The sequence below is a fragment of the Frondihabitans sp. VKM Ac-2883 genome (assembly GCF_015350875.1).
Taxonomy (GTDB): domain Bacteria; phylum Actinomycetota; class Actinomycetes; order Actinomycetales; family Microbacteriaceae; genus Frondihabitans.
On record NZ_JADKSF010000002.1, the window covers coordinates 306395 to 328551 of the forward strand.

At 68.4% G+C, this 22157-nt stretch carries 22 protein-coding genes; 6 read left to right on the forward strand and 16 right to left on the reverse strand.

All coding sequences use genetic code 11. The features are described 5' to 3' along the window. Genes ITJ49_RS05000 through melA form a run of 6 tightly spaced genes read right to left on the reverse strand, consistent with a single transcriptional unit; the run spans position 1 to position 6413 of the window. On the reverse strand, positions 1-909 hold the full coding sequence (locus tag ITJ49_RS05000) for a carbohydrate ABC transporter permease (RefSeq protein WP_194602203.1): 909 nt from the start codon (positions 907-909) through the stop codon (positions 1-3). After that, entirely contained in the window at positions 909-1859 is a 951-nt protein-coding gene (locus tag ITJ49_RS05005; protein ID WP_194602207.1) for a carbohydrate ABC transporter permease, read from the reverse strand. Before ITJ49_RS05005 ends, ITJ49_RS05000 begins: the two co-directional genes overlap by 1 nt. A gap of 8 nt (positions 1860-1867) precedes the next feature. After that, on the reverse strand, positions 1868-3202 hold the full coding sequence (locus tag ITJ49_RS05010) for an extracellular solute-binding protein (RefSeq protein WP_194602210.1): 1335 nt from the start codon (positions 3200-3202) through the stop codon (positions 1868-1870). A 51-nt stretch (positions 3203-3253) separates the two neighbouring features. Then, on the reverse strand, positions 3254-4228 hold the full coding sequence (locus tag ITJ49_RS05015; RefSeq protein ID WP_228514065.1) for an SIS domain-containing protein: 975 nt from the start codon (positions 4226-4228) through the stop codon (positions 3254-3256). Then, entirely contained in the window at positions 4225-5100 is an 876-nt protein-coding gene (locus ITJ49_RS05020) for a class II fructose-bisphosphate aldolase (protein ID WP_194602213.1), read from the reverse strand. The genes ITJ49_RS05015 and ITJ49_RS05020 overlap by 4 nt, the downstream gene beginning before the upstream one ends. Further along, positions 5097-6413 carry an alpha-galactosidase gene (melA, locus tag ITJ49_RS05025; RefSeq protein ID WP_194602216.1) on the reverse strand — a complete coding sequence of 439 codons (1317 nt, stop codon included), beginning with the start codon at positions 6411-6413 and terminating at the stop codon, positions 5097-5099. Before melA ends, ITJ49_RS05020 begins: the two co-directional genes overlap by 4 nt. An 83-nt stretch (positions 6414-6496) precedes the next feature. Here melA and ITJ49_RS05030 point away from each other — a divergent pair, with 83 nt between their 5' ends. From ITJ49_RS05030 to ITJ49_RS05040, 3 genes are all read left to right on the forward strand, one after another. Next, complete coding sequence (locus ITJ49_RS05030; protein WP_194602219.1) at positions 6497-7312, forward strand: DeoR/GlpR family DNA-binding transcription regulator; 816 nt, start codon at positions 6497-6499, stop codon at positions 7310-7312. Next, the gene (locus ITJ49_RS05035; RefSeq protein ID WP_194602222.1) at positions 7309-8859 is read left to right on the forward strand and encodes a glycoside hydrolase family 36 protein; all 1551 of its coding nucleotides are present in this window, start codon (positions 7309-7311) and stop codon (positions 8857-8859) included. Before ITJ49_RS05030 ends, ITJ49_RS05035 begins: the two co-directional genes overlap by 4 nt. Positions 8860-8955: 96 nt before the next feature. Next, complete coding sequence (locus tag ITJ49_RS05040; protein ID WP_194602225.1) at positions 8956-9249, forward strand: hypothetical protein; 294 nt, start codon at positions 8956-8958, stop codon at positions 9247-9249. A gap of 90 nt (positions 9250-9339) precedes the next feature. Here ITJ49_RS05040 and ITJ49_RS05045 read toward each other — a convergent pair whose 3' ends face one another. The 6 genes from ITJ49_RS05045 to ITJ49_RS05070 all read right to left on the reverse strand — a co-directional run bounded on the left by ITJ49_RS05045 (position 9340) and on the right by ITJ49_RS05070 (position 15097). Next, positions 9340-10998, reverse strand: a complete 1659-nt coding sequence (locus ITJ49_RS05045; protein ID WP_194602228.1) for an MDR family MFS transporter — start codon at positions 10996-10998, stop codon at positions 9340-9342. Further along, positions 10995-11624, reverse strand: coding sequence for a TetR/AcrR family transcriptional regulator (locus tag ITJ49_RS05050; RefSeq protein ID WP_194602230.1), 630 nt, complete (start codon positions 11622-11624; stop codon positions 10995-10997). Before ITJ49_RS05050 ends, ITJ49_RS05045 begins: the two co-directional genes overlap by 4 nt. Before the next feature lie 173 nt (positions 11625-11797). Then, positions 11798-12421 (reverse strand): 3-hexulose-6-phosphate synthase, encoded by a 624-nt coding sequence (hxlA, locus tag ITJ49_RS05055; RefSeq protein ID WP_055960627.1) that lies wholly within the window; start codon positions 12419-12421, stop codon positions 11798-11800. A 29-nt stretch (positions 12422-12450) separates the two neighbouring features. Then, entirely contained in the window at positions 12451-13020 is a 570-nt protein-coding gene (hxlB, locus tag ITJ49_RS05060; protein WP_194602232.1) for a 6-phospho-3-hexuloisomerase, read from the reverse strand. A gap of 91 nt (positions 13021-13111) precedes the next feature. Beyond that, a complete protein-coding gene (locus ITJ49_RS05065) occupies positions 13112-14578 on the reverse strand; it encodes an LCP family protein (RefSeq protein WP_194602235.1) in 1467 nt (488 codons plus the stop codon). A 21-nt stretch (positions 14579-14599) separates the two neighbouring features. Continuing rightward, on the reverse strand, positions 14600-15097 hold the full coding sequence (locus ITJ49_RS05070) for an Lrp/AsnC family transcriptional regulator (RefSeq protein ID WP_194602237.1): 498 nt from the start codon (positions 15095-15097) through the stop codon (positions 14600-14602). A 137-nt stretch (positions 15098-15234) separates the two neighbouring features. On the opposite strand from ITJ49_RS05070, the gene ald reads away from it, so the two are divergent. Further along, positions 15235-16335: an alanine dehydrogenase gene (gene ald, locus ITJ49_RS05075; protein ID WP_194602239.1), complete on the forward strand. Its 1101-nt coding sequence runs from the start codon at positions 15235-15237 to the stop codon at positions 16333-16335. Positions 16336-16359: 24 nt separating this feature from the next. On the opposite strand, the gene ITJ49_RS05080 is transcribed toward ald, so the two are convergent. Both ITJ49_RS05080 and ITJ49_RS05085 read right to left on the reverse strand, forming a co-directional pair. Continuing rightward, positions 16360-17517, reverse strand: a complete 1158-nt coding sequence (locus tag ITJ49_RS05080; RefSeq protein WP_194602242.1) for a hypothetical protein — start codon at positions 17515-17517, stop codon at positions 16360-16362. Positions 17518-17542: 25 nt separating this feature from the next. After that, the gene (locus ITJ49_RS05085; protein ID WP_055960640.1) at positions 17543-18142 is read right to left on the reverse strand and encodes a hypothetical protein; all 600 of its coding nucleotides are present in this window, start codon (positions 18140-18142) and stop codon (positions 17543-17545) included. A gap of 282 nt (positions 18143-18424) precedes the next feature. On the opposite strand from ITJ49_RS05085, the gene ITJ49_RS05090 reads away from it, so the two are divergent. Together ITJ49_RS05090 and ITJ49_RS05095 are read left to right on the forward strand one after the other, a co-directional pair. Beyond that, the gene (locus ITJ49_RS05090) at positions 18425-18670 is read left to right on the forward strand and encodes a CopG family transcriptional regulator (RefSeq protein ID WP_194602243.1); all 246 of its coding nucleotides are present in this window, start codon (positions 18425-18427) and stop codon (positions 18668-18670) included. Then, positions 18667-19011 carry a type II toxin-antitoxin system PemK/MazF family toxin gene (locus ITJ49_RS05095; protein ID WP_194602245.1) on the forward strand — a complete coding sequence of 115 codons (345 nt, stop codon included), beginning with the start codon at positions 18667-18669 and terminating at the stop codon, positions 19009-19011. Before ITJ49_RS05090 ends, ITJ49_RS05095 begins: the two co-directional genes overlap by 4 nt. A gap of 60 nt (positions 19012-19071) precedes the next feature. Here ITJ49_RS05095 and ITJ49_RS05100 read toward each other — a convergent pair whose 3' ends face one another. Both ITJ49_RS05100 and ITJ49_RS05105 read right to left on the reverse strand, forming a co-directional pair. Beyond that, entirely contained in the window at positions 19072-20316 is a 1245-nt protein-coding gene (locus ITJ49_RS05100; protein ID WP_194602246.1) for a sensor histidine kinase, read from the reverse strand. 174 nt (positions 20317-20490) lie between these two features. Continuing rightward, positions 20491-22113: an amino acid permease gene (locus ITJ49_RS05105; protein WP_194602251.1), complete on the reverse strand. Its 1623-nt coding sequence runs from the start codon at positions 22111-22113 to the stop codon at positions 20491-20493. Between the last annotated feature and the right edge of the window lie 44 nt (positions 22114-22157).

The window sequence follows — 22157 nt, forward strand, 5'->3', positions numbered from 1 at the left end:
TCATCCTTTCAACCCGGCGAACGTCATGGTCGCCACGAACTGCTTCTGTGCCGCGAGGAAGAACAGGATGAGCGGCAGCGTCGCGATCACGTTGCCGGCCATGAGCAGCGACCACTCGGTGCGCCTGGTGCCCTGGAAATTGGTCAACCCGAGCTGCAGGGTGAAGGCGTGGTCGTTGTTGATCGCGATCAGCGGCCAGACCAGGTCGTTCCACGAGCCGAGCAGGGTGAAGATCGCCAGCGTCGCAAGGGCGGGCTTCGCGAGCGGCAGCACGATGCGGAAGAACACCTGCAGGCGCGTGCAGCCGTCGATGAGACCAGCCTCCTCCAGCTCGGCGGGCAGCGAGAGGAAGAACTGCCGCATCAGGAAGATGCCGAACGCCGATGCGAGCCACGGCACGATGGCCGCGCTGAGGTGATCGACGAGGCCGAGACGGGCGAACATGATGTAGGTCGGGATCATCAGCAGCTGGGTCGGCACCATGATCGTGGCGAGGATCGCCAGAAAGCCGAACGAGCGACCCGGAAACTTCAGTCGGGCGAAACCGTAGCCGGCGAGCGAGCAGAGCACGAGGTGCGACGCGATGGCCGACGCCGAGACGATCGCGGTGTTCAGCAGCCAGTGCAGGATGTCGGACTGCTCGAACAGCTTCTGATAGCCGTCGAGCGTGAAGTGCGACGGGATGAAGGCGGGCGGGAACTTGTTGATCTCGGAGGCTGGCTCGACGCTCGTCAGGAACATCTCGACGAACGGCAGGAGGAAGAGGAACGCCACGGGCACGAGCAGGAAGTGCCAGCCGCTGAACGGCAGCTTGCGTCGGCGGGCCCGCGCCGAGGCGGCGGGCGGGCGGACGACACCGCCCGCATTCGCCAGCGGCGTCGACGGGAGAATGGGGGCTTCGACACTCATCAGAAGGCCTCTCGTCCGGACTTGCGCGAGTAGACGGCGACCGCGATCGTCACGAGGAGCGTGACGAAGAAGAGGCCGTAGGCGACGGCGGAGCCGTAGCCGAACTGCAGGTTCTGGAAGGCGACCTTCCACAGGTAGTACACGATCGTCTGGGTCGCCTCGAGCGGGCCGCCGCGGGTGGTCGTGTAGACGAGGTCGAACAGCTGGATCGCCTGCAGGGTCTGGTAGATGCCGACAAACACGGTGACCGGAGCGAGCTGCGGCCAGACCACGCGCCAGAAGATCTGCCACGAGTTCGCCCCGTCGATGCGGGCCGCCTCGACGACGTCGCCGGGAACATCCTGGAGGGCAGCCAGGTAGATGACCGTCGTGAAGGCGGCCTGACCCCAGAGCGACATGATCGTGATGACGACCATCGCCTCGTGCCGGTCTTCCAGCCACCCCTGCTCGGGCAGGCCGACGACGCGGAGCACGTTGTTGATGAGACCGAACTGGGGGCTGAACAGGTAGGTCGTCAGGATGCCCGTGGCCGCTGCCGACGCCACGAAGGGCACGAAGATGGCCGTGCGGTACAGGCCGATGAATCGGATCCTGCGGTTGAGGGCCACCGCGAGGAACAACCCGAGCAGCACCGACGCCGGCACGAAGAGAACGGTGTAGATCGCCGTGTGCGCCACCGCTCCCTGCAGCTCGGGGTCGGCGATCATGTCACGGTAGTTGCCGGTACCGACCGAGATCGGGTCGCTAAAGCCGTCCCACTTCTGGAACGAGAGCAGAAAGGCCCACACCCCGGGGAACACCGTCAAACCGAGCACGATCACGAGGGCGGGGGCGACGAAGCCCCAGCCTTCGAGGGCCTCGCGCCACGACCGGTGCCGACGTGACGCACGGCGAGCGGTCGACGACCGGGGCGGGGCACCTTCGGGCGGCCGGAGAGCGAATGTCGTCATGGTCGCGCCTAGTTCTCGGCGAGCGCTTTGTCGGCGGCTGTCGCGGCAGTCTTCAGGGCATCGCCCGGGTTTCCCTGCCCCTGCAGCACCTGCGAGACGGCGTCGCCGACCGCACTGGAGAGCCCGACGTAGCCGGGCACGGTCGGCCGGGCCTTCTTGGCATTCGCCGCATTGGCCTGCATCACGTCGAGGCCGGGGAGCGCCTTGACCTGGGCGAGGAACGCGGCGCTGGTCGCCTCGCTCGAGCGCAGCGGCAGGTTGCCGACGGCGACGTTGAACTTCTCGTCCTGCTCTTTCGAGGTAAGCCACTCGGTGAACTGCGTCGACCAGTAGGCGCGGTTGGCGTCTTTGTGGTCGAACAGGGTCCAGAGGTCGGGGCCCGACACCGTCTGGTGGTCGCCGTTCGTACCCGGCAGCTGCACGACGCCGTACGACGTGCCGGCGGTCTTGAGTGCCGAGAGCTCCCACGGGCCGGAGGTGATCATGCCGACGTGGTCGCTCTCGAAGAGCTGGGCGAACTTGGTGTCGGTCTGATCGAGGTAGACGCTCTTGTCGGTCACGGCGAGGTCGCGCAGGTACGTCACCGCGTCGACCCCTGCGGTGGAGTCGAAGGCCGACTTGGTGCCGTCGGACGAGAGGATGTCGCCGCCGTTCTGCCACAGGTGCGGCCACAGCTGCCAGGTGGTCTCTTCGCTGCCCGACACCGAGTAGCCGTAGCCGTAGGTGTTCGAGCTCGAGTCGGTGAGCTTCTTCGCGGCGGTGCGGAAGTCGCTCCACGTCCAGTCTTTGGTCGGGTAGTCGACCCCGGCCCTGTCGAAGACGGTCTTGTTGTACAGCAGCGAGATGTTGTCGACGACCGCCGGGAACCCGATGGTCTTCTTACCCGTCGGCTGGGCCGTCGCGCGGGCGGCCGAGGTGAACTCGTCCCACTTGACGTCGGGTTTCGCCACCTCGTCGGTGATGTCGAGCGTGCGGTTCGCCCGTTCCAGCTGGCTGGCCCAGGATCCGAAGGTGTACGACACGTCGGGATACGTGCCTCCCGCAAAGCTCGCCGACAGCTTCTGCAGCAGCTGATCGGTCGACGATGCCCCGGGCGACAGGTCGATCGAGACGTTCGGGTGCTCCTTCTCGTACTCCGAGACGAGGCCCTCGAGGATCTTCTCGGCGGCGTCGTTCTGCCCCGACCAGATGGTCAGCTTGACGTCCGCCTTGGTGTCGAGGGTCGAGGATCCGCCGCCCGACCCGGCACACCCGGTGAGGAGAGCGGCAGTGGCGACGGTGGCGAGGCCGAGGGCCAGGCCGCGGCGGACGGACGAGGGGCGTGGTGCGGAGGAACGGGACATCGGGAACTCCACTGGTCGAAGGGTGGTGATGCGGGAAGGGAGAACGGAGGGTCAGCCGAGAACGACGGAGCGCGTCAGACCCCGCGGGGTGTCGGGGTTGAGACCCTGGCTCTCGGCGAGCGCGACCGCGATCCGGTGCGCCTCGGTGAGCTGCACGAGCGGGTCGAGCCCATTCGTGTGGACGGTTGCGCCCGTTGACTCGATGTCGGCGACGAGCGTCGGGTCGACGTCCCCGAAGACGAAGACGAGCGAGCGCTCCTTCGCGACGGCGATGGGGCCGTGCCGATAGTCGAGGAGCGGGTACGACTCCGACCACGCCTGGGCCGCCTCGCGGATCTTCAGCGCGGCCTCCTGCGCGAGGCCGTAGGTCCAGCCGCTGCCGAGGTAGACGTAGTGGTCGAAGGCCGTGACATCGACGTCGAGGGCAGCGGCGAGACTCGTCCGTGCCTCCTCGACGAGGTGGGAGGTGTCGTACCCGTAGAAGGCTCGGGCGGCGGCGAGCAGGGTGGTCGGGAACCGCGTCTGCACCACCGACTCCTCGTCGGCGTAGTCGAGCACGAGCGTGGTGTCGACCAATTCGTCGACCGGCATCCCGCCGACCGCGACGATCGCGGTGAGCGCTGGGGCTGCGTCGGAGTCGCTGTCACTGGCGGCACGGGCCGCCACCAGTGCATCCAGGATTTCGGTCGTCGTGCCGGAGCGGGTGATGGCGACGATCCGGTCGTAGCGCCGCCCCGGCTTCCACTCCGAGCCGTAGGCCGCATCGGTCTCGCCGAGACCGGCGCGCTCGCGAAGGGAGGCCAGCGACTCGGCGACGAACGCGGAGGTTCCGCAGCCGACGAAGAGCACGCGCTCCCCGGGCAGGCCGAGGTACGGCCCGAAGGCGGGCGACTCGACCAGCGATCTCGCCCAGGTGTCCGGCTGGCTCTGGATCTCGGCGGTCGTCTTGCTCGACGGCGTGGTGGCGCTCGACGGGGTGGTCGTGCTCGACGCGGAACTGGTGCTCGACGGGGTGGTCGTGCTCATCGGGATGCCTTTCGAGACAGGAGCGCCGGCGAGATGACCTCGCAGAAACGCTGGACGAGGTCGGCGACGGCGTCACGGGCCGGGGCGACGTACTTGCGGGGATCGGTGGCGCGGTCGTCGGCATCGAGGAAGCTGCGGACGCTGCCGGTGTAGGCGATATTGAGGGCGGTGCCGACGTTGATCTTGCGGATCCCAGCGGCCACGGCCTCGCGGATCACGTCGTCCGGCACGCCCGATGACCCGTGCAGCACGAGCGGCACCGGAACGGCGGCTGCAAGCGCCGCGATCAGCTCGAGGTCGAGCGAGGCGTCGCGGGTGGCCATGGCGTGTGACGACCCGACGGCGACGGCGAGGCCGTCGACCCCGGTCGCGGCGACGAACGAGGCGGCCTCCGCAGGATCCGTGCGGACGCCGGGTGCATGCGCGCCGTCCTTGCCGCCGATCGCCCCGAGCTCGGCTTCGACCCAGAGGCCGGCCGCGTGGGCACGACCCACCGCGTCCGCCGTCGTGCTCACGTTGTCGGCGTAGTCGAGTGTCGATGCGTCGACCATGATCGACCCGATGCCGAACGCGCTCCCGAGGGCGATCCCCTCGTCGATCAGCGCAGGGTCTTCGATATGGTCGAGGTGGATGCCGATGTCGACCGGGGCGGCCTCGGCGAGCTCCCGACAGGCGGCGATGAGCGGGCGCATCCCGCCGCCGTGGAAGCGGATGGCGTTCTCGCTGATCTGCAGGAGCACCGGGATACGGGCGCGGGACGCCCCGAGCACGATTCCCTCGGCATGCTCCAGCCCGATCACGTTGAAGCTCGGCACGGCCGTGCGACGCTCCACTGCTGCGGCGACGAGGTCGCCGACCGGTGCCCCGGTCACAGGGCGCTCGCCGGGATGAGCTCGCGGAGCGGCTCGGGCAGGAGGTCGCCGTGGGCGGTGACGAGGTCGTTGCACAGCTCCCAGATCTGCTCGGGGGTGAGAGTCGACGACGCGTTCGGGTCGACGAGCACGGCCTGGCGGAGGAGCTTCGGGTCGCCGGTGCGAGCGGCCTCGATGGTCAGCTCGTTCACCGAAAGGTAGGAGCGGTTGATCGCCGCGGCCTGCACGGGCAGCGAGCCCATCGCCTGCGGGCGGATCCCGTCGGCGCCGACGAGCGTCGGCACCTCGACCACGGCACCCTGCGGCAGATTGTCGATCAGATCCCGGTTCACGACGTTCGCGTGGATCTCGCGCTCGGTGCCCGTGACGAGCGAGTGGATGACCTGGGGCGCGTACTCGGCCGCCCCCTCCTCGAGCTCGAGCGCGGAGCCGCTTTCGAGCGACGCCTCGGCCGCGTGGAACTCGGCGACGTTCTCCTCCGAGATGCCGAGGTATTCGAGGGGTCGCAACCGGAACTTGTCGATCTGCTCGGGCGAGCGAAGGAACCAGGGCAGGTACTCCGACGAGTGCTCGCTCGTCTCAGTCGGGTAGTAGCCCACACGGCGGAAGATCTCGACGCGGACGCGTCGTTCCAGTTCAGGATCCGCGCGAATCCGATCCCGCAGCACCGGGTAGAGGTCGCGGCCCTCGTGGCTCCACTCCAGCATCCAGGCCTGGTGGTTGACGCCGGCGGCGCGGAACCGGGTCTCTTCGACGGGCACGCCGACCAGCTCGGCCAGGTCGTGCGCCGTCCAGTAGACGCTGTGGCAGAGGCCGAGGGCGGTCAGCTCAGGGGCGACGACGCTGGTCCACCAGATGTTCATCGCCATCGGGTTCGTGTAGTTCAAGAACACGGCGTTGGGGGCTACCTCGCAGATGTCAGCCGTGAGCGCGGTGAGGAACGGGAAGGTGCGCAGCGCACGGAAGACGCCGCCGACGCCCGTCGTGTCGCCGATTGTCTGGTGCAGGCCGTACCGCTCGGGAATCTCGAGGTCTTTGCGGGTGGCGTCGATGCCACCGATCTGCACCATGTCGATCACGAAGTCGGCGCCCTCGAGCGCACGGCGGCGGTCGAGGGTCGCCGTGATGGTGATCGGCCGGCCGAAGCGCTCGCTCACCTGACGCGCCGTGCCCTCGGCGACGGCGAGACGCGATTCGTCGATGTCGTGGAGGCGGAGGTCGAGGGGTCCGAGGTCGTCGAACCCGAGAAGGTCGGCCAGGAGCTGACGCGTGAAAACAACGCTGCCCGCTCCGATGAAGGTCACTCGTGTCATGTGGACGATCATTCTGGTGACTGCGCGTTTCGTGCAATGATGTGCGTGAAACGATCACTATCGCTGAGCGAATAGGAAACAGGATGGCAACAATCGACCTCGACGTCTCGCCGCGAGCGGCCTCCTCGAAGCGATCCGACCGCATGGTCGCGATCATCTCCTCGCTCGGCGAGCGCGGTTCGGCGTCGTTCGCCGATCTCGCGACGGAGCTCGGCGTCTCGGCGGCGACCATTCGCCGCGACCTCGCCGACCTCGAAGACCAGGGCCTCCTCGCCCGCACCCACGGTGGCGCCCGAGCCTTCACCTCGGCGGCCGAGGTGCCGGTCGGTCTCCGCGACTCGCAGTTCCGGCTGGCAAAGCAGCTCATCGCCCGACGCGCCGCGACCCTGCTGCCCGACGGCCCCTACGCGATCGCGATCGGCGGCGGAACGACCGCCGCCGGAGTCGCCCGGGCCCTTATGTTCCGCACCGACCTCACCATCGTCACCAACTCGCTCACCACCGCCACCGAGATCGCGTCCCGCCCCAACATCAAGGTCATCATGACCGGCGGCGTGATCCGCTCCCAGTCGTTCGAACTCGTCGGCGCCCTCGCCGAGAACGCCTTCAACGCGATCAATGTCGGCACCGCGATCCTGGGCATGGACGGCATCGGCTCGGTCGGCGGCGCAACCACCCACGACGAGACGGAAGCCCGCACCAACACAGCGATGGTGCGCCACGCTCAGAGGGTGATCGTCGTCGCCGACTCGTCGAAGGTCGGCCGCGTCACGCTCGCCAAGGTCGCCGACCTCACCGAGATCCACGACCTCGTCACCGACTCCGGTGCCGACCCCGACGAGCTGGCGCGCATCCGCGACCGCGGCGTCCGCGTGCACGTCGTGGAGGTGGCGGAATGACCGCCGACGCGACACTCCGACTGCGCCTCGTCGAGAACGAACTCCGGTTCGACGACGAGACGGCGATGGCCGCGACCGCGATCGACGGCGGGTGGATTCTGCCGGCCGGGCCCGTCTCGGTCACGCACGATCTCGGATCCTGCGCTTTCTACCGGCACGGCTGGAACTCGTGGTCACCGACGGGCTGGGCACCGCTCACCGACAGCCCGATGCGCATCTACGGCGACGCACCCCGTCTGCTGACGGCCGACGACGCCGCCACCGACCGGCCCGACCGACACGAGGGCTCGGGCCTCGGCGCACTCGAACTGCCCGACGGCCGGGTGCTCCTGCTGGGCGCGCTCGGGCTCGGTACGCCGCGCGTCGGCGCCTCGCCCGACGAGCTGTGGGCGACTCTCGAGAGCCAAGGATCCGAGTGGTTCCTCGGTCTCGGAGACGAGGCTGTCGTGTTCGCCCGCTACGCCGAGTTGCTGCGCGAGCGGCTCGGCACCCCGCCCGCCGAGCGCGTCGACACCCTCTGGTGCAGCTGGTACTCGTTCTTCGAAGACATCGACGAGACGCTCGTGAATAAGACGATCGACGACCTCGGCGACCTGCCCCTCGACGTCGTGCAGCTCGACGACGGCTGGGAGCGAATCGTCGGTGACTGGACGGCCAACGAGCGCTTCCCCTCCGGCATGGCGGCCCTCGCCGAGCGAATCGCCGCGCGCGGCTCTCGGCCGGGTCTCTGGCTGGCGCCCTTCATCTGCCTTCCCGATTCGGCGATCGTGCGCGACCACCCCGACTGGCTCGTGCACGCCGCGTCGGGCCAGCCGCTCGTCGCCGGCTACAACTGGGATTCGCACTACTACGCCCTCGACACCACGCACCCGGCCGCTGCCGAGCACCTCGACCGCGTCTTCGCCGAACTCGTCGGGTTCGGTTACCGCTACCTCAAGCTCGACTTCCTCTACGCGGGCGCTCTGCCGGGGGTTCGCCATCTCGACCTCCCGCGCGAGCAGGTCTACCGCGATGCGCTCCTCAGGATCCGACGGGTCGTCGGCGACGACGTCTACCTTCTCGGCTGCGGGGCTCCACTCTTGCCATCGGTCGGCGTGCTCGACGGGGTCCGCGTCGGCCCCGACACCGCCTCCGACTGGGTGCGACCCGGAACCGTCGAAGATCCGAGTCACGAGGGTGGGCTGAACGGCCTCACGGCGTCGGTCGAGCGGCTGTGGATGCGCGATCTCTTCCAGGTCGACCCCGACGTGGCGTTCTTCCGGTCGGCGCACACGACGTTGACACCCGAGCAGCGCGAGGCCCTGCAGTTGATCGCCCGGGTCTCCGGGTTCCGGTCGACGTCGGATCCCATCGACTGGCTGTCGGCAGACGAAGCCGATTCGCTGCGGGTGTTTCTCGAGCGCTCCGAAGAGGTCCGACGCATCGGGCGCTACCGGTACGAGGTGGGCGACGAGGTCGTCGACTTCACGCCGTTCGTCCGAGAGGTCCGCACCGGGCGGGAGCACCTGCGCGAAACAGACCGCGTCGCGCCCGGGGCGAGCGAGTAGCATCGCCCTCACGCTGATCTGCCCGGACCCCGCAGACCAGAGCCTCTCCGCTCGTCGGAGGCCGGCTGCACATCGGAGCACGATCTCGGAGGTCTCATGAATCGCATCACCCTCACCATCGATGGCAAGCGCTACCGGCTGTCGAACGAGACCGACCTCGACCTCCTGCAGAAATCGGTGCTGCGCGCGGTGCGACGAGGCGAGTTCCTGACGTTCACTCCCCTCGGATTCCAGCGCGTCTCGGTTCTCGTCTCGCTCAACTCGTCGATCACCGTCGACACCGTCGAAGAGGTTCAGTCCGGAGTCAGCTCGCTGAGCCGCGTCGACGCTCTCGACAGCGACTACGACTACTCGCCCACGCAGCTGGAGCGCCAGCGCTACCGCAGCTGACCGCGCCACGAATCAGAGGCGGCCCCGCCCACCCGGCCCTTACGGATGGTTACCGAGATAACCATCCGTAAGGGCAGGTCGAGCCGATGCTCAGCGCCGACCGGAGGGGGTTTTCGGATCCTTCGCCGTGCGACCTGCCTCGAGGCGCTCGGCCTCCAGCCGCTCCGCCTCTTCTCCACTGATCGCCTCGCCGCGCGCGACCATTCCCGAGACCTCCGAGAGCGGGATCTCTTTCAAGAACAGAGACAGTACAAACGCGACCGCGATCAGCGGGATCAGGTACCAGAACACGGGAGCCAGCGAGTCGGCGTAGGCCGCCACGACGAGGTCGTGCAGGGCCGTGGGCAGCTTGTTGAGAGCCGCAGGATCCAGAGTGGACGTCGCCGAGGACGCATCAGACTCCGAGGCTCCCGCACCCGTGAACACGTCGGTGAGCTTCTCGGTGAGACGGCTGGTGAAGATGGCACCGAACACCGCCACCCCCAGAGCCGAACCGACCTCGCGGAAGTAGTTGTTCGTGCTCGTCGCCGTTCCGACGTCTTTCGCGGGGACGGCGTTCTGCACGACCAGGACCACGACCTGCATGATCGAGCCCAGCCCGGCACCGAAGATGAACAGGAACACGCAGATCAGCCAGATCGGGGTGTCGGCGGTGAGCGTCGTCATCAAGAACATCGCGATGCCGACGAGCACGGTGCCGACGATCGGGAAGGCCTTGTAGCGGTTGGTCTTCGAGATGACCTGACCGGAGAGGATCGACATGCCGATCAGGCCGACCATCATCGGCAGGAGCAGCAGTCCGGAGGCGGCCGCCGACGCACCCGACGCCATCTGCAGGAACGTGGGGATGAAGGCGAGCGCCGCGAACATCGCGATACCCAGCACAAAGCCGATCGCCGTCGCGATCACGAAGACGCGGTTCTTGAAGAAGGCCAGCGGGATGATCGGATCGTCGGCACGGTTCTCGACCAGGATGAACAGGGTCACCGCGACCAGCAGGGCGGCGCCGAACAGCCAGGTCTCGGGGGCGCCCCAGCCGTGCAGCGAGTTGCCGCCGAACTCGGTGAAGAAGATGAGCGACGCGGTCGCGGCCGACAGCAGGATGATGCCCGGCACGTCGATCTTCTTCGTGGCCTTCTTGCTGGGCAGGGTCAGGGTGAACCACGCGATCGCGAACGCCGCGATGCCGACCGGGATGTTGATGTAGAAAGCCCAGTTCCAGGTCAGGTGGTCGACGAAGAAGCCGCCGAGGAGAGGGCCGCCGACAGCCGCGAGACCGAAGATGCCGCCCAGCGGGCCGAGGTACTTGCCGCGCTCCGAGGCCGGGACGATGTCGGCGATGATCGCCTGCGAGAGGATCATCAGACCGCCACCGCCGAGGCCCTGGAGGGCGCGGAAGACGACGAACATCCAGAAGTCGGAGGCGAACGCGCAGCCGATCGAGGCGAGGGTGAACAGCGCGATCGCCGTCAGGAAGAGGTTGCGTCGCCCGAGCACGTCACCGAACTTGCCGTAGATCGGCATGACGATGGTCGTCGCGAGCAGGTAGGCCGTCGTGATCCAGGCCTGGTGCTCGACGCCGCCGAGCTGCCCGACGATCGTCGGCATGGCCGTCGACACGATCGTCTGATCGAGGCTCGAGAGGAGCATGCCGGCGATCAGCGCGGCGAAGATGATCCAGATACGGCGCTGCGTCAACAGCAGCGGGCCGTCACCGCTCTTCGGAGGGGCGGTCTTCTCGGTGGTCATGGGCTGGGCACCAGTCTTTTCGTGGGGAGGGGGGCGAAGAGCTCGCGGGCCGCTCGGACCCGCTCGCGAAGGATGTCGGCGAAGGGAACGACGTCGGCCCCGTGAAGATAGGTGTCGATGCTCAGGCGGACGAGCGCCTCGAACGTGACAATGGCGACCCGGATCGGCAGGAGATCGGCGTCGCCCTGACTCTCGGCCAGACGGGCGATGAACCGCTCCTGCTCGCTGCGGCCGGAATCGATCATGGCCGCGATCAGCTTCGGCTCGCGCTGCATCGATCCGACGAAGTCGGCGAGGTCGGACGCCGTCGGGCCCATGGCCTCGAAGTGCCCGATGGCTACCTCGACGAGGTCGTCGACGAGCGGGCGGCGCTCCTCGGGGTCTACCGCGCGAGCCGCGAGGAAGTCGTCGACGAGGGCGCTGTCGAGCCCGTTCTCGACGCCGAGCACCGCCGACTCCTTCGTCGGGAAGTAGTTGAAGAAGGTGCGACGCGAGACGCCCACCTGGTCGCAGAGCTCTTGGATCGTGAAGCCGGTGAGCCCCTCGCGGGCGGTCAGGTGCCGGGCGCGCGCGACGAGGGCCGCGCGAGTGCGCAGCTGCCGCTTGCCGGTTCCGTCGAGTGCCACCCGTAGAGGATTGCACTCTTACGCTGAGAGTGCATGGTACTGGGGTACCGGTCTCGCCTCGCCGCCGCCGAATTTGAAGGAAAAAAGCACCCCCGCCGACGGCTTTATGCCGATCGGCGGGGGTGCTGCCCGCGTTTCTCCTTCAAATTCGGAGGCGGGCCGGGTCAGACAGGTCAGACGATGGCAGCGCGCAGCTCAGCGGCAGCAGCACCGACGTCGGGCGCACCGTAGATCGCGCCACCGGCGACGGCCACCTCGGCGCCCGACTCCTGGACGGCCTTGATCGTCGAGGCGTTGATGCCACCGGCGACGGAGAACGCCACACCGGACGCCTTGCCGTCGTCGAGCAGCGTCGAGAAGGTGAAGCCCTCTTCGGCCTGCTCGTCGAGACCGGCGTGCATCTCGACGAACTGCACGCCGAGCTCAGTGACCTCCTTGGCGCGGGCGGCCTTGTCTTTCACACCGATGAGGTCGGCGACGATGCCCTTGCCGTGCTTCTTCGCAGCGGCGACGGCACCAGCGATGGTGCTGTCACCGGCGACGCCGAGCACGGTAACGAGGTCGGCTCCGGCCTTGAACGCAACGTCGGCCTCGAGCTCGCCGGCATCCATCGTCTTGAGGTCGGCGAAGACGATTTTGTCGGGGTGAGCCTCTTTGATGGCGGTGATCGCCGAGACTCCGGCGCTCTTGATGAGCGGGGTGCCGAGCTCGAGGATGTCGACGTGCGGCGCGGCCGCGGCGGCCAGCTCGAGGGCGGCTTCGGTGGTGAGGGTGTCCATGGCGAACTGGAGCTTCATGGTGGTGCCTTTCGTTGGGTGAGCGGAGGTCATTCGAGATTTGTGTGACGCGGCCAGATGTCGTCGGCGGTGAGGCCGGACCGCTTCCAAAGCGCGTCGAAGAGGGCGTCGCCGAGCAGCACGACGGTCTGCTCGAACAGCGAACCGGCGTACTGCGCCGAGGCGGTGCCGGAGCGGTCGAGCTTCGCCGCGGCCGGCACGACGAGCACCTCTGCCGACAGCTGCCCGAGCGGCGAGTCGGTGGCGGTCGTGATGGCGACCACCGTGGATCCTGCGCTCTTTGCGGTCTCGGCGGCGCGCACGATGCTGGCCGTCGTGCCGGAGCCGCTGGCGGTCAGCAGCACGTCGCCCGGGCCCGCCGCGGGTGTGGTGGTCTCGCCGACGACGTGCACCGTAAGCCCGAGGTGCATGAGCCGCATCGCGGTCATCTGCAGGGCGAGGCCCGAGCGACCGGCGCCGTAGACGAAGACCCGGTCAGCCTTCGACAGGGCGTCGGCGAACGAGTCGAGGTCGTGCTGGGCGATCGTGTCGACCGTGGCCCGCAGCTCGGACTCGATGGAGCGGAGAGATGTCGCGACAGACGACGGCGTTTCGGTCATACCCCATGGTGCGCCGAAGGATCCGGGGGCGGCGCCACCCGACCGACCGGTTCTGCCTACCCGAACGGGTAGGGCCCGGCGGCAGGCAGGGTCAGTTGATGCAGGTGCCGGCGTACGCGGTCGACTGCTTGGTGACCGTGGGCTTCGGCGTCGCCGGTGCCGCCGGGGCAGTGGAGGTCGATGGTTTCGGCGTCGCGGTTGCCGCCGGGTCGCGCACGGTGCGTCCGTCGGAGCCGAGCACCAGGCGCACCCCGACGATCCCCGGGGTCAGCACGGCCTCGGCCCCGGGCACCTTCGCGACGAGTGCCTTTGCGGCTCGCTCCGCTCCCTTGGCGTACTGGACCGTCGTCTGCTGGGTGAGCGCGCCCGACTCCGGCGCGCCGACCGTGAACCCGAGCGCGGTCAGGCGGGTCGATGCGGTGACCGCCGCGCCCTCGACGCCGCTCGCGTTGACGACGAGCGCGCTGACGGCCGCGGGTTTCGCCGCTGTCGCCTTCGTGTAGGCCTCCGGCTGCCCGACGACGTTGGTGATGAAGCCCGGCATGCCGGCGGTGTCGACCTCGACGATCGAGAGCGGCGTGCCGTTGACGTCGATGGTGGGCGTGCCGAGCACGGGGATGGTCGCCGAGCGGATGTTCGCCGGGCGCAGGTCGCGCACACTCGTCGCGAACGACACCAGGTCGAACCCCTCGTCGGTCTCGATCGACTTGCTGACGGCGTCGATGATGCGGCCCGATTTGACGGGGTTGAGCAGGGTGCCCGCGGACAGGATCCGCTTGGCCTCGACCGACAGGAAGTACTGCTGGCGCACCTCGCGATCGAAGTCACCGCGCGGAAGGCCATGCCGCTGGCGGACGAACGCCACGGCTTCTTTGGGGCTCAGGGTGGATTTGCCGGCCGGCAGGTCGATCTTCGAGAAGTCGTCCTGGACGGCGTTGTTGAGGCACACCTCGACCGGGCCGAGGGCTTTTACGACCTCGTAGAAACCGAGCAGCGATACGCGCATGAAGTGGTCGATCGTGAGGCCGGTGAGATTCTGCACGGTCGAGATGAGCAGTTTGGCGCCGCCGGACGGCCCGCCCGTGGCGCTCCCTGCCGAGAACGCCGAGTTCAGCTTGTTCTTGCCGTGCCCGGGAATGTCGACGTACGAGTCGCGCGGCAACGAGATCATCGTCGCGCTCTTCCGGTCGCCGCTGACATGCAGCACGATCATGGTGTCGGTGTTGCTGCTGCCGCCGTCGCTCGTCGTGCCGAGTTCGGCCAGCTGCTCCGCAGTGGCGCCGGCCGGGCGGTGGTCGTCGCCGACCAACAGGATGTTCTCGTCCTGCCCGTCGACGTCGCTCCCCCCGCTCTTGCCCGGGGCCGGGAGGGCGTCGATCTTGGTCACACCCGATTGGAACCGCTCGTAGCTGTAGGCGACGTAGCCGCCGCCGAGCACGAGAACGCCGACGAGGCCGAGCGCGATCCAGCGCAGCGGATGACGCCGATCGCGCCGGGCGTGGCGCGCGGGCGGGCGCCGGTACTTCGGCTCGGGCGGCGTCGGATTCTCGTCGGTCACCCCCACAGGCTAACCGGAGCCTTACTGGAACGAGGCCGCGACCCCGTTGCGGTGGTAGTCGAAGATGATGCTCGTGCGGGTCGAGGCGACGCTCGGCTGGGCCGAGAGGTGCTCGACCACGAACTCGCGCACGGCCGACGAGTCGGCCACGGCGATGTGCACCAGGAAGTCGTCAGCACCGCCGAGAAAGAACACCTGCAGTACCTGGGGCAGGTCGCGCACCTCCTCCGAGAAGCGCACGATGCTCTCCTGGCGCGAGCCGGGCCGGAGGGTCACGCCGACGATCGCCTGGAGCCCCAGCCCGAGGGCCTTCTGATCGACGCTCGTGAGAAACCCGGTCACGACACCGCGATCCTGCAGCGACCGCAGTCGCACGTGTGCGGTCGAGGGTGCGATACCCGCCCCTTCGGCGAGCGCGGCGTTCGAGATGCGCCCGTCGCTCGTCAGCAGCGCGATGAGCCGCCTGTCGATGTCGTCGAGTGGCGGGGGGCCCGAAAGATCGTTCGGCGAATCGCTCACTTCGTCTCCTTCAGCAGGCTCTGATCCTGCACCTCCGTCAATCTACCGAATGTTCTTCGTCTGAAACACGTGTGTAACGAACCCTGTCCATTCTGGTTGGTGCGGCGCAGGAGCCGCCCCTTCGATCGGAGAACGACATGCGCGTAGGCATCCCCACCGAGATCAAGAACAACGAGAACCGCGTCGCCATCAGCGCCGCCGGGGTCGACACGCTGGTGCGTCACGGCCACGAGGTGGTCGTGCAACAGGGCGCAGGATCCGGCTCGCGTATCTCCGACTCCGACTACTCCAAAGCCGGCGCCACGATCCTCCCCACCGCCGACGCCGTGTGGGCGAGCGCCGATCTCCTCCTCAAGGTGAAGGAGCCGATCGCCGCCGAATACGGCTACCTCCGCCCCGACCAGACGGTGTTCACCTACCTCCACCTCGCCGCCGACAGGGCCCTCACCGAAGCCCTCGTCGCCTCCGGCACGACCGCGATCGCCTACGAGACGGTGCAGCTGCCCGACCGTTCGCTGCCGCTGCTGTCGCCGATGAGCGAGGTCGCCGGGCGGTTGTCGATCACAGTCGGCGCGTACCAGCTGATGCGGTCGAACGGTGGGCGCGGATCCTTGCTGGGTGGTGTGCCCGGCACCCCGAAGGCCAAGGTCGTCGTGATCGGCGGCGGTGTCGCCGGCGAGCACGCGGCGGCGAACGCCCTCGGGCTCGGCGCCGACGTGACGGTGATCGACGTGTCGCTCCCCCGCCTTCGCGCCCTCGAGGTGCAGTTCGGCGGGCGCATCCAGACCCGGCACTCGACACCGTTCGCGATTGCCGAGCAGCTCCGCGACGCCGACCTCGTGATCGGGTCGGTGCTGATCCCGGGGGCCGCTGCCCCGAAGCTCGTCACCGACGAGATGGTCGCCACGATGAAGCCCGGCGCCGTGCTCGTCGACATCGCGATCGACCAGGGCGGCTGCTTCGAGGGATCGCACCCGACGACCCACGACGACCCGATCTTCTCCGTGCACGACGCCGTGTACTACTGCGTCGCCAACATGCCGGGCGCCGTGCCCGAGACGTCGACCCGGGCGCTGACGAACGCGACCCTGCCGTACGTGGTGGCGCTGGCCGACCGCGGTTGGAAGGCCGCAACCGAGGCGGACGAGGCGCTGGCAAAGGGGCTCAACGTCACGGCCGGCCGAGTGACCAACGCCGGGGTCGCCGCGGCGCTCGGCCTGGAGTTCGCCTCCGCCTGATGGCGCGGGCCCACCGAGCCTACGTCAGGTGTTGCAGCGCACGGGCGACAGCAATAGCCCGGTGAGCTTGACCGACGTGGTGCTGGTCGACGTCGATGACCAGGCGGTGTTCGCGGTGATGTTCGCGCGGACCGTCAGCGTGTAGCTGGGGAACAGGCTCAGGATCGCGTTGGTCGTCACTACCGCCGACGTCGTGGAGCCCGTCGTCGTGGAGGCCACGACCTGGTTGCCGTTCAGCACGTCGAAGCTGTCCGGAACGACGGTGCCGCCGTAGGTCCAGCCGATCGTGACGGTACGCCCGTCGGCGTTGTCGGTACAGGTGAGGCCCGTCGCCAGAGGCACCGTGCCCGCGGTGAATCGCGAGGTCGAATTGACGGTCGTGCCAGTAAATCCCGCCGCCAGCGCTGCCGGGGTCGGGCCAAACGAGACGAGGGAGCCCGCGACGAAGAGTGTCGCCGCGGCGGCTGCTCCCGCGCGGAAAGGCCAGGCGGGGCGCGCCCGCGGGGGTGTGTCAGGCGGGCCTGCCGCCGGATCCTGCACTCGCGTGCGAAGACGTCTGTCGAGACCGGTCAGGCCGATTAGCAAGGTGAGCCCCGCCGAGACGAGCGCGACGAAGAGCCACTGCCCCTCGCGAATCCAGAGGATCGGGAGTCCGACCCAGGGCACCCGGAGCATGCCGACGCCCCACACGGCCGACGGGTGGACGGGAGTCGAATCGGGCTGCGGATTCGCGTCGCCCGCCGTGCGGAGCATGCCGCCGTCACCCCACTCGACGAACCGGTGCAGACGCAGTTTGCCCGGGTGGTCGGGATCGTCGAAGAGGATCACCTTGCCCACCTGCACCGCCTCGGCGGCGACGGGAACGGACACCACCACATCGCCGGTGCGGATCCGCGGCATCATCGAGGCGGTCATCTCGGTCGTGGGATGCCAGCCGATCACGGCCGGAGCCGCTGCGTAGAACGCCAAACCGAGAACGGTCGCGAGCACGCCGCGGGCGATCGACGCGACGATGACCCGGGCCCAGTCACGGGTGTTCTGCCCGCGGCTCTTGTGCGCGCCGCCCGTCCGTGCCAACACGTGCCGGCCGTGCGGATCGACGATCTCGCGGAGGAGATCGGCCGACACCGCCGACTGCTGGCCGAGCGCTGGCACGCTCGGCCGGATCCTCGATCGGCTCATGAGTGGGGCTCCCGACCAGGTCGGATCAGCTGTTCTGGGCCTCCCAGGTCAGGCCGAGCTGAGCGGTGCCGCCCATGACCGTACTGGGTGCCGCGGCGTTGACGGTGTAGGTGAACTGGAAGACCTTGGTCTCAGACGCGGTGCCGGTCGGCGCCCAGCTGCCGACGCCGGTCGCGAAGTTCGTGCTCGTCGAACCGAAGTTGAGGAGGGTGCCGGTGTAGACCGAGCTTCCCGTTGCCTGCGCCGTGAAACCGGAGCAGGAGCCGAATCCACCGCCGGTACCCTGCGTCACGGTCAGGTTGATGTAGGTCGAGAGGGCGTTGGTGGTCGACGGCGAGGTTCCGTACAGGGTCACGGTCGAGGGCAGGGTGCCGGTCGACGTCACCGCGATGCACTTCGTGCCGGTCGAACCGGGCTTGAGCGCCGTGGCGTTGAAGAGCGCCGTGTTCGAGTCGTCGTCGGTGAGCGCCACCGATCCGGCGCTCCAGTTGCTGGCGGGGTTCACGGTCGTGGCCGAGAACGCCGAGTACGAGGCCGTCCCGACGACGAGGCCGGAGCCGACGAGAGCCGCGGGAATGGTGATCCAGGCGGCGATCTTGGCGCGAAACGGGGTGACGAAAGGCATGGCTGAACTCCCAGGTGGGGCTGATCCGGAACGCGTCGGCTGACGCGACTCTTCAGGTGCTGCGACGGGCGGAACGGCCGTTGGTGAGACGCCGAGAGACTCCATCGTCGGGGTTCGCGGTGGTGAAGTGCGAAGCCCCTATGTGCTCCTAAGAAGGTATGTCGCTGAGCGGATCTCATCAAGTCCGCATTTGGCCCCACTGCGAGGGTCATCGAGGCCGGGTCGCGGATGACTGCCCCGATTCGCCAGATCGTAGGAGGTATAACTAGTTATACTCGTCTCATGAGGACAGCGATCTCCCTCCCCGACGTCGATTTCGACCGATTCGAGCGCGTCGCAGCGCGGAACGGCATGAACCGCTCCGAGTTCTACCGGCTCGCCGCCGACAAGCTCGCGCGCGAGCTCGAAGGCGAAGCAGAGCTCACGGCACTCGCCAATGCCGTTATTGCGCGGGCAGGTCAGCCGGCGGGCGACGGCGCGTTCCTGCGCGAGGCTGAGCAAACCGTTCTCCGCGGAACTGACTGGTGATCGCTCACGGCGACGTCGTCTGGGTCGATTTCGGATCACCCCGGGGCTCGGAGCCGGCAAAGATCCGGCCGGCTGTGGTGACCCAGGAGAACTGGCTCCTGGCTACCGACATCTCCACCGTGCTCGTGGTGCCACTGACCTCCAACACCGCCCTCGAGGCCTTCCCGGGGAACGTCCTCGTCCCCGTCGAGACGTCTGGTCTCGATCGAGACTCGGTGGCGGTCGTCTCGCAGGTCGGGCCCGTCAGCCGCGAGTTTCTCGACCCCTACCCGGTCGGGCATCTTCCCTCCTTCATCACCACGAAGATCGCCTCTGGCATCCGCTTGGTCGCCGGCATTTAGACGGCCCTGCTGAGGCGCCAGCCCTGAGCGCGGTGTGAGAGCGGCGCGGTGCCGGATCCTTCAGTCGCCCTCTGCTCGCGGCCACGTCATCGTGACCGTCGTGCCGTGCCCGGGTTGCGAGGCGATCTCGGCGTGCCCACCGACGTTGTGGACGCGCTCGATGATCGAGACGCGCACTCCGAGGCGGTTCGGCGTCATGTGATCGACGTCGAACCCGACACCGTCGTCGGTCGTGGTGACCGTGAGCACCGCGTGGGCCCAGCGGATGTGGACGTGGCGCTTCACATCGCCCGGCCCGGCATGCTGGATGCTGTTGGTCAGAGCCTGCATCACGGCGGAGAACAGCGCCTCGACAACGGATCCCGGCACGGAGTAGTTCTGCAGGCCCTCCGCCGTGAACGTGGCCCTGATGCCGAGCTCGGCGCAGGTCTCGGTGAACCGGCGGCGCAGACCGTTCAGCGGGACGAGATCGTCGAGAGTCTCGGGCATCGGCCCCGCCGACGCGACCTCGGCGAGGGCGTGCTTCGCCATGGCAACGGCGAGGTCGCGCTCCTCCGGCGTGTGTGATCGCGCAGCGGTGAGAAAGGTCGTGAGCACGCTGTCGTGCAGGATCGAGTCGACCTGGATCCGCTCCATCTCGGTTCGGTGGTCGCGCACCGTCTTGGCGTAACGTCCGGTCGCTGTACCGTGGGCCGAGTCGACCGAGGCGGCGGCCCGACGGAACATCGTGATCAGCAACAGCACGACCAGGCCGATGATCACTCCGTACCCGGCCTCCGCTAGCGATTGCAGCAGGGGTGCGCCACCGCCGGCCGGTGTCTGGCGGACGATGATGTACACCACGTAGACGCTGCCCATGTAGACGAGCGCCCCGGCCTGCCGAAAAGCGAAAGATGCCGCGGCGAACGCGATCGTCGAGAGCGGGCTCGGCCAGGGCGCGCCCGATGCCACCACAGACGGGTCGGACGCCGCGAGCTGCCAGGTGACGAGGATCGCCAGATAGACGACGCTGAACGACGCCGCCGCGATCCGGGGATGCCACTCGAGCACTCCCGTGACGACGGTTGCGGCCAGACTGCCGAACAGGGCAACGCCGGCGATCCACGCCCAAACCTGGTTCATCAGGGGTTGTCCGACGAACGCGTCCGGGATCGCCAGGCCGCCGAAGATGAGGCAGTACGCGGCCAGGCACCGGCCGACGACTTTCTCGACCAGGGCCGAGCTGATCAGGTACCGCGCAGAACGGTCGGAATTCGAGGATCCGCGGACCCCGGCCAGCAGCAGGCGGCTCGCGCGAACTCGCATGCACACCCCCGACTCCTGGCACCCTGCCATTTGCACGGGTCTGACCTTTCTACCCCCGCACGCGGCCCTGGGCCACCCTCAGTACGGGGGCCCCGGGCTCGGATTCGCCCGGGCCCGGCAAATCGGCCGACATCGCGCGCCGCGGCGCTGTGACATCGGCCGATCCGCGTCACCTCACGCGACGCCGACGCCGGCGGAAGCAGACACGGCAGCAGGCTCGGCCGCGATGACCCCGAGCGATCGGTGCCGGCGGTGGCTGAAGCGGTAGTACGCCCCGCCGACGAGCAGCGACGCGCCGATGAACAGCAGCGCCGACCACTGCAGCCACCAGGTGTGCCCCGTCAAGTCGTAGATCGCCGACCGAGGCCACGCGAGGTTGACCACCATGAGCACCTGGTAGACGACCGCCACCGCGTTGACGGGGATCGCCCAGCGCCCGAGCGAGAAGAGGGGCTTGCCCTCTTCGTCGACGCCCGACTCTTCGACGCGAGTCCGGCCCTGAATGCGCCGCACCAGCAGCGGCACCGTCACGCCGAGGTACGCCAGGTAGAGCATGGCGATGCAGAGGCTCGACAGGGCGGTGAACAGCGCCGACTGGCCGACGTTGGCGAGCAACACCAGAGCCGCCCCGACGCCGACGACGACCGAGGTGACGATCGGTGTGCCGGTGCGCACCGAGACCCGCGACAGTGCCGCGGAGAAGGGCAGCGCGCGCTCCCGGGCCATGGAGTACATCATCCGCGAACCGGAGGTCTGAACGGCGAGCGTGCAGGCGAACACGGCGACAGCGACGGCGCAGAGGAGCAAGCGGCCGAGTACCGGGCCGAGGCGAGCGTCGACGACACCGGCGAGACCGCCGGAGACGAGGGATCCGTCGGTGAGGCTCGGAGCAGCCACCAGCGCCGCGATGATCAGGAGCGCACCGCCGAGCCCCGAGACCGTGAGGGCCCGGATGATCGTCTTCGGTGTCGTGCGGCGTGGGGCGTGCGTCTCCTCCGAGAGCTCGCCGGCCGAGTCGAAGCCGACCATCACGTACGCCGCCATGAGCGCGGAGGCCAGCCAGACCCAGATGTAGGCACCGCCAGGCTCCCGGCCCTCCGTGGTGAACACCACACTGGCCGAGCGCTCGGGGAGGAAGAAGAGGCACGCGATCAGCACGACGACGCCGACGATCTCGATCACGACGCCGACGCTGGTGACGCGCGCCATGAGTCGCACCGACACCACGTTGACGACGGTGGTGACGACGAGGAGGATGCAGCCGAGTACGACCGAGTTGGCTGCACCCGTCGGCGACAGGGGTGCCGGGTCGGCGTCCGGGCCGCCGACGATCTGGAATCCGGACCAGATCGCCGGCAGCACCGCCTGCACCGCGACCGCCGCGACGGCCACGGTGAGGATCTGCCCGATGATCATGGTCCAGCCGGTGAACCAGCCGACGATCGAGCCCGCGAGCCGGCTCGACCACTGGAAGATCGCTCCCGAGATCGGCCACCAGGCGGCGAGCTGGGCGAAGTTGAGCGCCACGAGCAGCTGCCCCGCGAAGACGACCGGCCAGGCCCAGAAGAAGGCCGCGCCGCCGAACGAGAAGCCGAGGCCGAACAGCTGGAACACCGTCGTCAAGATCGACACGAACGAGAAGCCGGCGGCGAACGACGCGAATGTGCCGACGCTGCGATGGAGATCCTGGCGGTAGCCGAAGGTGGCGAGCTCGCCCGAGTCGGTCGAAACCGAGTCGGTCGAAGCGGGTGACGGGCGGACGGAGGTCTGTTGGGGCAGTGGGTCGAGCGGGCTCATGACGTGCCTTTCGCGATCGGACGAGACTGCGTATCTGTCGGGTG

Coding starts and splice junctions, on each gene's coding strand:
- ITJ49_RS05000 (WP_194602203.1), bottom strand. CDS start 909: ATGAGTGTCGAAGCCCCCATTCTCCCGTCGACGCCGCTGGCGAATGCG.
- ITJ49_RS05005 (WP_194602207.1), bottom strand. CDS start 1,859: ATGACGACATTCGCTCTCCGGCCGCCCGAAGGTGCCCCGCCCCGGTCG.
- ITJ49_RS05010 (WP_194602210.1), bottom strand. CDS start 3,202: ATGTCCCGTTCCTCCGCACCACGCCCCTCGTCCGTCCGCCGCGGCCTG.
- ITJ49_RS05015 (WP_228514065.1), bottom strand. CDS start 4,228: ATGAGCACGACCACCCCGTCGAGCACCAGTTCCGCGTCGAGCACGACC.
- melA (WP_194602216.1), bottom strand. CDS start 6,413: ATGACACGAGTGACCTTCATCGGAGCGGGCAGCGTTGTTTTCACGCGT.
- ITJ49_RS05030 (WP_194602219.1), top strand. CDS start 6,497: ATGGCAACAATCGACCTCGACGTCTCGCCGCGAGCGGCCTCCTCGAAG.
- ITJ49_RS05035 (WP_194602222.1), top strand. CDS start 7,309: ATGACCGCCGACGCGACACTCCGACTGCGCCTCGTCGAGAACGAACTC.
- ITJ49_RS05040 (WP_194602225.1), top strand. CDS start 8,956: ATGAATCGCATCACCCTCACCATCGATGGCAAGCGCTACCGGCTGTCG.
- ITJ49_RS05045 (WP_194602228.1), bottom strand. CDS start 10,998: ATGACCACCGAGAAGACCGCCCCTCCGAAGAGCGGTGACGGCCCGCTG.
- hxlA (WP_055960627.1), bottom strand. CDS start 12,421: ATGAAGCTCCAGTTCGCCATGGACACCCTCACCACCGAAGCCGCCCTC.
- hxlB (WP_194602232.1), bottom strand. CDS start 13,020: ATGACCGAAACGCCGTCGTCTGTCGCGACATCTCTCCGCTCCATCGAG.
- ald (WP_194602239.1), top strand. CDS start 15,235: ATGCGCGTAGGCATCCCCACCGAGATCAAGAACAACGAGAACCGCGTC.
- ITJ49_RS05080 (WP_194602242.1), bottom strand. CDS start 17,517: ATGAGCCGATCGAGGATCCGGCCGAGCGTGCCAGCGCTCGGCCAGCAG.
- ITJ49_RS05085 (WP_055960640.1), bottom strand. CDS start 18,142: ATGCCTTTCGTCACCCCGTTTCGCGCCAAGATCGCCGCCTGGATCACC.
- ITJ49_RS05090 (WP_194602243.1), top strand. CDS start 18,425: ATGAGGACAGCGATCTCCCTCCCCGACGTCGATTTCGACCGATTCGAG.
- ITJ49_RS05100 (WP_194602246.1), bottom strand. CDS start 20,316: ATGCGAGTTCGCGCGAGCCGCCTGCTGCTGGCCGGGGTCCGCGGATCC.
- ITJ49_RS05105 (WP_194602251.1), bottom strand. CDS start 22,113: ATGAGCCCGCTCGACCCACTGCCCCAACAGACCTCCGTCCGCCCGTCA.